The organism is Kribbella sp. NPDC050281 (genome assembly GCF_040655855.1).
GTDB lineage: Bacteria > Actinomycetota > Actinomycetes > Propionibacteriales > Kribbellaceae > Kribbella.
Genome location: NZ_JBFAKS010000011.1, coordinates 123,064 through 134,909 on the forward strand (window position 1 = coordinate 123,064; position 11,846 = coordinate 134,909).

Genomic DNA, 11,846 nt, shown 5'->3' on the forward strand with positions numbered 1-11,846 from the left:
CCACCTCCAGTTGCCCACTATATCAGCCACATGCCCACTTTTCAGAACATAGCTAGCTGGCGCGGCGGATGATTCGGGCGGGGATGTTGTGGTGGTGGCAGAGGGACAGGAGGGCTGTGCCGTCGATGAGTTGGAGGGGTTTGCCGGTGGCGAACTGGTAGCTGGTGGGGCCGAAGCCGCTGGTGGTGATGAGGATGCCCTTCGTGGCGCCGGCGTCGACGACGGTGCCGAACAGATCCCGGACGGCCGACGGTGGGACGGTGCGGGTCCAGAGCTTGGCCTGGACGACGAACTTCCCGCCGGTGATCGGGCGGGGATCGTAGGCGACGCAGTCGATCCCGCCGTCGGTGCCGCGACGGAACAGCCTGGTCTCCAGGCCCATCCGGGTCAGCAGGTTCTGCACCGGGTGCTCGAAGGACTCCGGGCTCAGCTCCAGCAGGTTCGGCCGGCTGTCGATCTCGCTGATCACGTCGACCGCCTCGATCGTGCGCGGATCCGCCAGGTCGAACTCCAGTACCGGCTCCACCGGCTGCAGCTCCTCGGGATGCCGCGACACCTCCGCCGAGAAGTAGTGCCGCACACACGCGACCGGATCCAACTGGTCCAGCACCAATGCCTTGAACTGCTCCCGCGTCGCCCTCAGCGTGATCAGGCATGGCCGCACGGTCTGCCCGGTCGGCAGGTCGACGGACTCGACCATCCCGTTGAACACCGCCGTGTCCACCACGCCGTACCGGTCGCTCCCGAAGATCAGGTGCAAAGCCCGCAAGGCCAACTGTGCAACGAGTTGCTGATACAACCTACGCAGTTCGGCAGCCGGCCGCGGCACCGCCAGTACCGCGTCGAGCGAACGGTCATACCGGTACGACGCCTCAGCCGGTACGACGCTCACGTCCGGCAGATCCCACTCGACCGCGAGCAACGTCGACTCGGGCACGTATCCGACCCGTCGACGGCGGGGAAAGTCGAGCGGCTCCGGCACCCGTTCCAGCGCCTTCCGGAAGTACCGGCTGACCGCCGCCCGGTTCCGGTTCTCCACCGCTCGCTGGTACGCGTCGACCCGCGCATGTTGCTCCGCGGTCGCCTCGTCGAGCCGGCGCTGTTGCTCGACCTGGTCCCGCAGCGCCCGAGCCACCCGCTCCCGGCGACTCTCCTCGAACGCGCGGTGCCGTTCGATCGCCTCGGCGAAGCGATCCTCGGCGCACGCCAGCCGGCGGTTGTACCGGCGTTCTGCCCCCCACCAACGGAAACGGCCCGGCGGGTGCGGTACGAACGCGTCCCAGACCGGCCCGGGATGGGGCTCGAGATCGCTCGGCGACGCGGTCGGCGGTGCCCGCCGGGGTGCCCGCTTCAGGGTCTGCAGGTCGGTGCCGTGGACATCGATCGCGAGGGCGTCGGACAGGATCTCGCCGAGCATCCGGACGCGCTCCTCCACCGCAGCGGTACGTTGAGCCGCCTCGGCGGTACGCCCAGGTGGCCGGTCGCTGCGGGCGTGACCTCCAACGGTTCGGCCCATCGCCTCACACCTCTCAGCTCCAATGTAACCGGCCAACCACGCTGTGCGACCGAGCTGACGGAGAGTTGGTACGGACATTGCTTGCCGTCCACCCCCTGTTTCCTGCCGCACGTGCAGTTGCAGGGGCATCTGACTCGGGCGACCATGACAGTCATGAGCCTGCCGTCGTACGCATCCGGAGTGTCCGAGGTTCCCTTGCTGGGCGAGACGATCGGCGCCAACCTGAGACGCACCGTCGGCGAGTACGGCGATCGCGACGCACTGGTCGAGGTCCAGACCGGACGACGATGGACGTACGCCGAATTAGGCGCGGAGGTCGACGTGGTCGCGCGGGGCCTGCTCGGCCGGGGCATTGCGAAGGGTGACCGGGTCGGCGTCTGGGCCCCGAACTGCGCGGAGTGGACGATCACGCAGTACGCGACCGCGACGATCGGCGCGATCCTGGTGAACATCAACCCGGCGTACCGGACGCACGAGCTGTCCTACGCGCTGAACCAATCCGGGGTACGGCTGCTGATCTCGGCGACCGAGTTCAAGAGCAGCGACTACCGGGCGATGGTGGAGCAGGTGCGGCCGCAGTGCCAGTCGCTCGAGGAGACCGTCTACATCGGCACCGGCGACTGGGACGAACTCCGGGACGCTGCCGGCCGTGTCACCGAGGACGAACTGCACGAACGCGAAGCGGAGTTGGCGTTCGACGACCCGATCAACATCCAGTACACCAGCGGCACCACGGGTTTCCCCAAGGGCGCGACCCTCAGCCACCACAACATCCTGAACAACGGCTTCTTCGTCACCGAGACGATCGCGTTCACCGCCGAGGACCGGCTCTGCATCCCGGTCCCCTTCTACCACTGCTTCGGCATGGTCATGGGAAACCTCGGCTGCACCACACACGGTGCATGCATGGTGATCCCCGGCCCGGCCTTCGACCCGGCGGCGACGCTGAAAGCCGTGCAGGACGAGCGATGCACGGCGTTGTACGGCGTACCGACGATGTTCATCGCTGAGCTCGGGCTGCCGGACTTCGCCCACTACGACCTGACCAGCCTGCGGACCGGCGTGATGGCAGGATCGCCGTGCCCGATCGAGGTGATGAAGCGCTGCGTCGCCGATATGCACATGGCCGAGGTCGCGATCTGCTACGGCATGACCGAGACGTCGCCGGTGTCGACGCAGACCCGTCGCGACGACGACCTGGACCGGCGTACGTCGACCGTCGGCCGGGTGATGCCACATGTCGAGGTGAAACTCCTCGACCCCGCCACCGGTCTGGTCGTCGGCCGAGGTGAGCCGGGCGAGCTGTGCACCCGTGGGTACTCCGTGATGCTCGGCTACTGGAACGAGCCGGAGAAGACCGCGGAGGCGATCGACCAGGCCCGCTGGATGCATACCGGCGACCTGGCGACGATGCGCGAGGACGGGTACGTGAACATCGTCGGCCGGATCAAGGACATGGTGATCCGCGGCGGCGAGAACGTGTACCCGCGGGAGATCGAGGAGTTCCTCTACACCCACCCCGACATCGCCGACGTCCAGGTGATCGGCGTACCGGACGAGAAGTACGGCGAGGAGCTCTGCGCCTGGATCAAGCTCAAGTCCGGCGCCGACCCGCTCGACGCCGCCGCCGTCCGCGCGTTCGCCAACGGCAAACTCGCCCACTTCAAGATCCCCCGGTACGTCCTGCTGGTCGACGACTTCCCGATGACCGTCACCGGCAAGGTCCGCAAGGTCGAGATGCGCGAGAAGTCCGTGGAAATCCTGGGCCTCAGCTGACCTCTGGGTGCGCCTTCACCAGCCGCTTGGGTGCACGCGCCCGCCAGGACTCGGTCACGATCTCGCGGAGCTCACCCACGTCGAGCCGATCCAGGTGGGCGAAAACGGCGGACGGGAACGCCTTCGTGATCCAGTAGGCCTCAGGCTTGCCCTGGACGAGAGCCTCCCGGTCGTCGGTCCAGAACTGCAGGATCTCGCGCCCGTCGTCGTCCCAGCGCAGCCGGGCGAACTGACGCTTCTGGACGTCGTACGCCGGTGAGCCCTCATGCGCCTGGCCTTCGACCGCCTCGGGCAGATCGAGTGCGATCCGGCCCACGTCGTTCCAGGTGGACATCTCAAGCTCCCTTGAGGTGTACGGCGAAGGCCTGGAGGGCCGGGGTGTCTTCGCCCCGGCGCCAGACCAGGCCGAAGGCCGAGTCGGGGACGCCGGTGAGCGGGATGTTGACGATGTCGGCGCGGCGGTTGTTCTCCGCGGTGGGGCGGCAGAGCAGCATGCCACCGCGGTCGGCGGCGATCAGGGCCAGTCCCTCCTGCAGGGTGGCGACCTCGGGGCCGCGGTTGATCAGCGCACCGGTCGGGGTCTGCGTCGGCGCTTGGGTTTGGCGCCAGTAGCCGGGCGCAGGACCGGAGACACCGATCAGGACCGCGCCTGCCAGGTCTTCGATATCGAGTTGTTCGCGGCCTGCCAAGGGATGCCGCGTCGACACCGTGAGGGTCTGCGGTTGCCGGGAGAACACCGGGCCGAGGACCAGATCGTCCTCGGCGACGGGCAGCAGCACGACTGCGGCGTCGACGCCGCCACGCCGCAGGCCGCCGAACGGATCGTTCAGCGGTAGTTCGCACGTACCGATCAGGCAGTTCGGATTCTGCGACTGGAACACCGAGATCGCGGCCAGGACCTCGTCGCTCGCCGCGCCCTGGAACCCGATCTGGAGTTTGCCCTTCACCTGCGTCGCGAACTCGCGCGCGTTCGTCACCACGCGTTCCAGCGCGGCGTACGCCGGCCGCAGCGAGGTGAGGAAGTTCTGGCCGAGCGGGGTCAGGGCAACCCGGCGGCTGGTCCGCTCGAACAGCGGCCCACCGATCCGGCGTTCGAGCGATTGCAGCAACTGGCTGACCCGGCTCTGCGACAGGTACAGGCGTTCCGCCGTACGCCCGAAGTGGAGCTCCTCGGCCAGCACCAGGAAGCACTCCAGCTCGCGGATCTCGACGCCCACGCGCATCTCCTCCGATCGATGAGCTCAGCTAATACAAGCATGATCACATCGCCGTTGTTCCACACCGGTGCGCGGCCGTTCAGTGGATGTATGACGACAATCTGCGCCGACCAGGTCGCACCGGCCACCCGCGGCTGGGCGCCCTCGGTGGTGATGGCAGCGACCGTGTTCACTGTGGTCACCGCCGAGATGCTGCCGGTCGGCCTGCTCACGCCGATCGGGTCGAGCCTCCAGGTCAGCGAAGGTACGGCGGGCCTCACCCTGACTGTCACTGGTGTGGTGTCCGCGCTGGCCTCGCCGATCCTCCCGCTGGTGCTGGGAAAGCTCGACCGCCGCATCGTGATGGTCGGACTGATGGCGCTTCTCGCCGCCGCGAGCCTCCTCGCGGCCGCCGCTCCGACCTTCGGGATGCTGATGATCGCCCGCGTGCTCTTCGGCATCTCGCTCGGCGGTGTCTGGCTGTTCACGATCGGCCTCGCGCGACGCGTCGTACCGGCGCACGCGGCCGGACCGGCGACCTCACTCATTTTCAGCGGCATCGGAATCGCTTCTGTCCTGGGGATCCCGGCCGGGGCGTATGTCGGCGAACTGCTCGGCTGGCGCTGGGCGTTCGCCGCCGTCGGCGTACTGTCCGCAACGCTCGCCGCGGCCCTCGCGCTCTTCCTGCCCCCGCTGTCCGCTGAGAAGGCAGTCCGGCTGAGCGACGTCGCGGAAGTCCTCAAGATCAAGCAACTCCGCGTCGGCCTGGCCCTGGTCGCACTCCTCGTCACGGGCCACTTCGCCGCCTACACGTACGTGCGACCGCTCCTGGAGAAGCAGGCAGGCATCACTCCCGCCCTCATCGGCACGTTGCTCCTCGCGTACGGCGTCGCCGGCGTCATCGGGAACTTCGTCGCGGGCTCGCTCCGCCCGGCGCGTGCCCTCGGAATGATTGCCCTCGGCATCGCGACGGTCGCCGTACTCATGCCCCTCCTCGGTACGACGCTGGCTGGAGCCCTTGTGTTGCTGGTTGTTTGGGGCTTCTCGCACGGCGGCACCAGCGTGAGCACACAGGCGTGGGGTCACGCCGCGGCACCCAATGCCCCCGAAGCGTCGTCCGCCGTACTCGTCGGGGTGTACAACGGCGCGATCGCACTGGGTGCCTTCGCCGGCGGCCAGGCCGCCGACCACCTCGGTACGACGACCGTCACCTGGCTACCGGCAGTCCTCGGCACGGCGGCCCTGATCGTGGTCCTAGCGAACCGCCGCCAGCGCGGCTGAATCCTCCTCGCCGAAGGTGTCTTCGAGTTTCTCGGGGGAGTAGTCGAGGTCGATCCCGGCCACGTCCGTGCCGACCGCCGACTCGATCGCGCCGAGGCGGCGGGTCGCGCGGTCGCCGGCGTACGTCATCAGGGCGGTCGGATTGATCTCCGGCGGGAGCGCGGGGGAGTTGTCCATCGCCCACTGGATCTGCGTGAGCGCGTGTGGGAGCAGCTCCTCCATCGTGTCGGTGACGACCTTCCAGTTGGACTCGTCCGCGGCGACGTGCCGCCGGCAGGTGAGCGTGCCCCAGGCCATGTGGCGTCGTTCGTCGTCGCCGATGCGGCGGATCAGTTCCTGCATGCCGGGTAGGACTCCGCGGGAGGTGCAGAGCAGGTTCCACGCGTGGTAGCCGGTCAGGGCCAGAGTCCCTTCCACTACGTGGTTGTAGGTGACGGACGCCCGGACCTGGTTGGCCGGCGAAGGGTCGTCGGCCAAGGACTTCAGGGCGACCGGCAGCGCCTCGTAGAAGATCGCGCGGTAGCCCGGGTTGTTCTCGATGAAGTGGTGCAGGTCCTCGGTGACGCCGACCGCGTCCAGCCAGAGCCGGAAGACCGCGGTGTGCTTGGCCTCCTCGAAGCAGAACTGGGTCAGGTACATCTCGTCGCCGAAGCGTCCCTCGGCCGCCATCGCCTGCAGGAACGGTTGCAGATCCTCGGTCACCGCCTCCTCGCCCGCGATGAACTGCGAGCACAGCATCAACGCGTTGTGTTTGTCGTTGTCGCTGAGCTCCTGCCAGTCCTTCGCATCCTGGCTGAAGTCGATGTCGCGCGGGTTCCAGAACTTGCGGTTGCCCTTGTCGAACAACCGCAGCGGCAGCGCGTCCCAGTTGAGGCCACCGGACCGCAGCGAGCTGAAATCCTGCCGGTACAAAGGATTCGTCATGCGCGACCTCCAGTTGTGCTCAGGAACGGACCGAGGACTCTGGCCAGCTGGTCGGCGACCAGGACCGGCGCGGGACCGGGACTGACGATGTGACTGATCACGACACGCAATGCGACGTCTACACAGGCGGTTGCGTCGTCGGCCGGGATCTGGGGCCAATATGTGCGTACGTGTGCGTCGAGCCGCTGATGACACAGCTCCAGCACCTGCTGCCCCCGTGTGGTCAGCAGCTGACTGGCCTGGTCGGATCCCGGTTGTCCCAGCGCCGCCTTCAGCAGCGGGTTGTCCGCGGCCTGCCGGAGCGCCCGCTCGACCGCGGCCCGGAGGCCGTCGATCGGGTCGGACTGCTCGGCGAGCGCCGCGTTCACCTCGACCAGGAACCGTTCGGTCTCGCGCGCGACGACGGCCTGCAGCACGCCCCACTTGTCGCCGAACTCGTTGTAGACGGTCTGGCGGGAGACGCCGGTCCGCCGGGCGACGTCGGCCATCCGCAGTCCGTCGTACCCGCCGGCGACGATCGCCTCGTAGGCGGCGTCGAGCAACTCCTCGCGCAGTCGGCGCTTGGTCCGGTCGGCGAACGAGTCCATGGCCTCGATGGTTTACATATTCCTCCAAAGTGTCAAGTAATCGGACAGGTGATCTTGACTTGTCAAGTGATTGCGGAATCCGCGCGCGGTCCCGGCGGAGGAACACGTAGGGTTGGGGACGTGTCAACCGCCGAGATCCAGCCCGCGCCCACCACCGCCGATGTGCCGGAACTGGTGGTCGGATTCGACCTGGACATGACGCTGATCGACTCGCGGCCGGGGATCCAGGCCGTCTGGGATCTGCTCGCCGCTGAGACCGGCGTACCGATCGACTCCGACCTGGTGGTCAGCCGGCTCGGACCGCCGCTGACCATCGAGATGGCGAACTGGTTCCCACCGGAGCAGATCGACGCGATGGTCGCGCGCTACCGCGAGCACTACCCATCGCACGCGATCACCGGGAGCCTGCCGCTGCCCGGTGCGGCCGAGTCGCTGGCTGCCGTCCGCGCCCTGCGTGGCCGGACCATGGTGGTGTCGGCGAAGTACACGCCATCGGTGCTGCTGCACATGCAGCACCTCGGCCTCGACATCGACGAGCCGGTCGGCGACCTGCACGGCGCGGAGAAGGGTACGGCGCTGCGCGAGCACAAGGCGACGATCTACGTCGGTGACCACACCGCCGACATCGAGGGAGCCCGTGCCGCCGGAGCGGTCGCGGTAGCCGTGGCGACCGGGCCGTTCACCGCGGACGAGTTGCGTGCGTACGGCGCGGACGTCGTACTGAACGACCTGACCGAGTTCCCGGCCTGGCTGGATGCGTACGTGCTCGAGCAGCGGCTGGAAGCGTTGATGACGCGGCTGTCCGACTACGACAAGATGGTCGTCGCGTTCAGCGGCGGCGCCGACTCGGCGTTCCTGCTGGCGGCCGCAGCTCGGGCGATCGGCCCGGCCAACGTGGTCGCCGCCACCGCCATCTCGCCGAGCCTCCCGGCAGCCGAGCTCGAGCCGGCCGCCCGCTTCGCCGACAGCCTCGGCGTCCGGCACCTGACCCCGCACACGCACGAGATGGATCGCGAGGGCTACCAGGCCAACGCAGGCGACCGGTGCTACTTCTGCAAGGCCGAACTGGTCGAGACGCTGCAGCCGATCGCGGACGAGTTCGGCATCACCGCGATCGCGACCGGCACGAACGCCGACGACGCGATCGCCGGGTTCCGGCCGGGCATCCGCGCCGCCTTCGAGCGGGGTGCACTCACACCGCTGAAGGACGCCCGGCTGACCAAAGCGCAGATCCGCGAGGCCTCCCGCAGCTGGGGACTGGAGACCTCGGACAAGCCGGCCGCGGCCTGTCTGTCCAGCCGGATCGCGTACGGCATCCGCATCACGCCGAACCTGCTGGCCCGGGTCGACCGGGCCGAGCAGGCGGTCCGTTCCCGCCTCACGCCGTACGGCGTCCAGAACGTCCGGGTCCGGGATCTGGGCGACGCCGCGAGCATCGAGATCGACGGCGACCTGCTGGACCGGGTGGACCACGAGCCACTCATCGCAGCGGTCGTCGCCGAGGGCTTCCCGGCCGCCCGGCTCGACCCCCGCGGCTTCCGCTCGGGCTCGATGAACGAGCGCCTGAAGGATCCGGACAAGTACCGATGAGGTGTGGGTCCCGGTATCTGTGGGAAGCCTGCCGGATCAGATAGTTTCCCGGAGGCGCCGCGGCGCCGGTTCACGTACGCTGGGTTCCCGATCAGGCCGCCCGCCCGGTCGGTTCCGACGATTGACGACTGAAGAGGTTCCCGTGCCCGTTGGCAAGGTCAAGTGGTATGACTCCGAGAAGGGGTTCGGCTTCCTCAGCAAGGAAGAGGGCGGTGACGTCTACGTCCGGGCCGAGGCCCTGCCTGCCGGAGTGACCAACCTCAAGCCGGGGCAGAAGGTCGAGTTCGGTGTCGTCGAGGGCCGCAAGGGTGAGCAGGCGCTGCAGGTCCGGCTGATCGACCCGCCGCCGTCGGTGGCGAAGGCAATGCGGCCGAAGCCGGAGGAGATGCAGCTCGTCATCGAGGACCTGATCAAGCTGCTGGACAACATCGGCGAGGGTTATCGCCGCGGCCGCCACCCCGACAACAAGGCCGCCCGTCAGGTCGCGACCGTGCTGCGCGGGGTCGCCGACAAGCTGGACATCTGAGCTCAGCCCTGCCGATCGGTCGGTGCCTTCCGGGCCTTCCGGTCGATCGGGGACTGTCGGTCGATCCGGACCTGGATGCCGTCGAGCACGGTCCCCAGGCCGTCCCGGAACCCGTCGTCCTCGAAGTCCAGGTCGAGGTCGTCCACCGAGTTCGGCTGCTGTACGCCGGCGGCGATCGCCGGGAATCGGTCCTCGGTCGCGAGCAGGCGCAGTCGCTGGTTGTAGAGCCGGCCCGCGGTCGCGGCCTCCTCGGCGGTCTGCGTCAGCATGGTCAAGGTCAGCTGCATGGTCCCGCGGACGTAGATGTTCACCAGCAGCATCGACGACAGCCTCTCGTTCGCCGTCAGCGGCGTACCGTCGAATGCCTGCAACGCCGACTCCATCCAGGTCAGCTGGTTGGGTGACAGCGGCGGCTCGGACACCGGCACCTGCAGGATCCACGGGTGCTGTCGCAGGCTGTCACGAAACGCCTCGGCCCACCCGGTGATGCGACCGCGCCAGGCCTGTCCGGCCACCGGCTCGGGTGCCTCGCCGAACGCTTCTTCGAGCATCACGGCGTACAGGTCGTCCTTGGAGTCGACGTACCGGTAGAGCGACATCGTGGTGAAGCCGAGCTCGGCCGCCACCTTGCTCATCGAGACCGCGGCCAGGCCGCCCGTGTCGGCCAGCCGGATCGCCGCCTGGCCGATGTCGCTCAGGTGGAACGCCGGTTTCGGCCCCGGCCGGGCCGGCCCCTCGATCCCCCACAGCTGCTGCAGCACTCGCGGCAGCTCCACCTGCTCGTCCATGTGGCCCTCCTCGGCGTCCTTCGGGAATGACTGTTTACATCATAGACAGATGCCGCTATGGTCTGTGTATGGCGCACACAGTGTGCGGCGCAGACAGATAAATCCGGAGGGGCATCATGGGTCCGACAGAACGAGCGGGACGCAAAGAGTGGATCGCGCTCGGCGTCCTCGCACTGCCGCTGTTGCTGGTCTCGATGGACGTCTCGGTCCTGTACTTCGCGGTCCCGTACATCAGCGCGGACCTGGGGGTCTCGGCGACCGAGCAGCTGTGGATCTTCGACATCTACGGGTTCGTGCTGGCCGGCCTGCTGATCACCATGGGTTCGCTCGGTGACCGGATCGGCCGGCGCCGGCTGCTGATCTTCGGTGCTGTCGCGTTCGGTCTGGCCTCGGTGGCCGCGGCGTACGCGCAGAGCCCCGAGCAGCTGATCGCGGCCCGCGCGGTGCTCGGAATCGGTGGCGCGACCCTGATGCCGTCGACCCTGGCGCTGATCCGGAACATGTTCCACGACGCGCAGCAGCGGGCGAAGGCGATCGCGTTCTGGAGCGCGGTGATGATGGGTGGGATCTCGCTCGGCCCGGTGCTCGGAGGCTTCCTGCTGGAGCACTTCTGGTGGGGTTCGGTGTTCCTGATCAACACCCCGGCGATGCTCCTGCTGCTGGTGCTCGCGCCGATGCTGCTGCCGGAGTTCAAGGCCCCGACCGGTGGCCGGTTCGACCTGATCGGATCGCTGCTGTCGCTGGCCGCCGTCCTGCCGGTGATCTGGGGGATCAAGGAGCTGGCGGCGAACGGGGCGTCCGCGCTGCCGGTGGTCGCGATCGTGGCCGGCCTGGTCTTCGGAGTGATGTTCGTGCAGCGGCAGCGGACCGCGGCGTACCCGATGATCGAGCTGGGGATGTTCCGCAACATGGCGTTCAGCGGTTCGCTGGTGGCCAATACTGTCGGGACTCTGGCCCTGGTGGGCAACGCGGTGTTCATGACCCAGTACCTGCAGCTGGTGCATGGCCTGAGCCCGTTCAAGGCGGCGCTCTGGTCACTGGCTCCGTCGGTCGTGGTTGGCGGCGCGGCGCCGCTGGCGGCTTCACTGGCTCGGCGGATCGACCGGGCGTACGTGATCGGCGGCGCCTTCGTCCTGGCGGCTTCCGGGTTCGGCGTCCTGACCCAGGTGCGGGTGGATTCCTCGCTGGCTGTCGTGCTGACCGGAGCCGCGCTGCTGGCCGCCGGTCTGGTGATGGTGATGTCGCTGGTGACCGAGGCCATCGTCGGATCGGTCGCCCCGGAGCGGGCCGGCTCGGCCTCTGCGGTGATGGAGACCTGCAGCGAGTTCGGCGGCGCGTTGGGCATCGCGGTCCTCGGCTCGATCGGTACTGCGGCCTACCGCTCGGACCTGCCGTCGGGTGTAGCGGCTCCGGTCCGCGAGGGTCTGCCGGCCGCGACCGCAGCGGCGGCCCACCTGCCCGGCCAGGTCGCCGAGACCGTTCTGGCCACCGCGCGGCACGCCTTCACCCACAGCATGAACGTGGTCGCCGTCGTCGGTTGCGTCCTTCTTCTGGTCACCGCGGTCGTCGCCACCACCACCCTGCGCGGCACCGCTGCCTCCCCGGAGCTCGTCCCCGTCTCCGAAGAGGAGGACGACACAGAACTCCAGCCAGTCGCGTAAG

11 protein-coding genes are annotated in these 11,846 nt (G+C 68.4%); 5 read left to right on the forward strand and 6 right to left on the reverse strand.

Going from position 1 to position 11,846, the window contains the following annotated elements:
• Positions 1-52 precede the first annotated feature (52 nt).
• On the reverse strand, positions 53-1,516 hold the full coding sequence (locus AB0I34_RS14490; protein ID WP_360445002.1) for a restriction endonuclease: 1,464 nt from the start codon (positions 1,514-1,516) through the stop codon (positions 53-55).
• Positions 1,517-1,660: 144 nt separating this feature from the next.
• On the opposite strand from AB0I34_RS14490, the gene AB0I34_RS14495 reads away from it, so the two are divergent.
• Entirely contained in the window at positions 1,661-3,292 is a 1,632-nt protein-coding gene (locus tag AB0I34_RS14495; RefSeq protein ID WP_360445004.1) for an AMP-binding protein, read from the forward strand.
• Here AB0I34_RS14495 and AB0I34_RS14500 read toward each other — a convergent pair.
• Both AB0I34_RS14500 and AB0I34_RS14505 read right to left on the reverse strand, forming a co-directional pair.
• The gene (locus tag AB0I34_RS14500; protein WP_360445006.1) at positions 3,285-3,626 is read right to left on the reverse strand and encodes an MmcQ/YjbR family DNA-binding protein; all 342 of its coding nucleotides are present in this window, start codon (positions 3,624-3,626) and stop codon (positions 3,285-3,287) included. The genes AB0I34_RS14495 and AB0I34_RS14500 overlap by 8 nt on opposite strands.
• A 1-nt stretch (position 3,627) precedes the next feature.
• Positions 3,628-4,509: a LysR family transcriptional regulator gene (locus tag AB0I34_RS14505; protein WP_360445008.1), complete on the reverse strand. Its 882-nt coding sequence runs from the start codon at positions 4,507-4,509 to the stop codon at positions 3,628-3,630.
• Positions 4,510-4,599: 90 nt separating this feature from the next.
• On the opposite strand from AB0I34_RS14505, the gene AB0I34_RS14510 reads away from it, so the two are divergent.
• Positions 4,600-5,769, forward strand: coding sequence for an MFS transporter (locus tag AB0I34_RS14510; RefSeq protein ID WP_360445010.1), 1,170 nt, complete (start codon positions 4,600-4,602; stop codon positions 5,767-5,769).
• Here AB0I34_RS14510 and AB0I34_RS14515 read toward each other — a convergent pair.
• Positions 5,743-6,693, reverse strand: a complete 951-nt coding sequence (locus AB0I34_RS14515; RefSeq protein ID WP_360445012.1) for a R2-like ligand-binding oxidase — start codon at positions 6,691-6,693, stop codon at positions 5,743-5,745. The genes AB0I34_RS14510 and AB0I34_RS14515 overlap by 27 nt on opposite strands.
• Positions 6,690-7,280, reverse strand: coding sequence for a TetR family transcriptional regulator (locus AB0I34_RS14520; protein ID WP_360445014.1), 591 nt, complete (start codon positions 7,278-7,280; stop codon positions 6,690-6,692). The genes AB0I34_RS14515 and AB0I34_RS14520 overlap by 4 nt, the downstream gene beginning before the upstream one ends.
• Before the next feature lie 120 nt (positions 7,281-7,400).
• On the opposite strand from AB0I34_RS14520, the gene larE reads away from it, so the two are divergent.
• Both larE and AB0I34_RS14530 read left to right on the forward strand, forming a co-directional pair.
• Positions 7,401-8,870 (forward strand): ATP-dependent sacrificial sulfur transferase LarE, encoded by a 1,470-nt coding sequence (gene larE / locus AB0I34_RS14525; RefSeq protein WP_360445016.1) that lies wholly within the window; start codon positions 7,401-7,403, stop codon positions 8,868-8,870.
• Between the two features lie 142 nt (positions 8,871-9,012).
• On the forward strand, positions 9,013-9,396 hold the full coding sequence (locus AB0I34_RS14530; protein WP_360445018.1) for a cold-shock protein: 384 nt from the start codon (positions 9,013-9,015) through the stop codon (positions 9,394-9,396).
• A gap of 2 nt (positions 9,397-9,398) precedes the next feature.
• Here AB0I34_RS14530 and AB0I34_RS14535 read toward each other — a convergent pair whose 3' ends face one another.
• Entirely contained in the window at positions 9,399-10,184 is a 786-nt protein-coding gene (locus tag AB0I34_RS14535) for a TetR/AcrR family transcriptional regulator (RefSeq protein WP_360445020.1), read from the reverse strand.
• Between the two features lie 116 nt (positions 10,185-10,300).
• On the opposite strand from AB0I34_RS14535, the gene AB0I34_RS14540 reads away from it, so the two are divergent.
• Complete coding sequence (locus AB0I34_RS14540; protein ID WP_360445022.1) at positions 10,301-11,845, forward strand: MFS transporter; 1,545 nt, start codon at positions 10,301-10,303, stop codon at positions 11,843-11,845.
• Position 11,846: the final 1 nt, after the last annotated feature.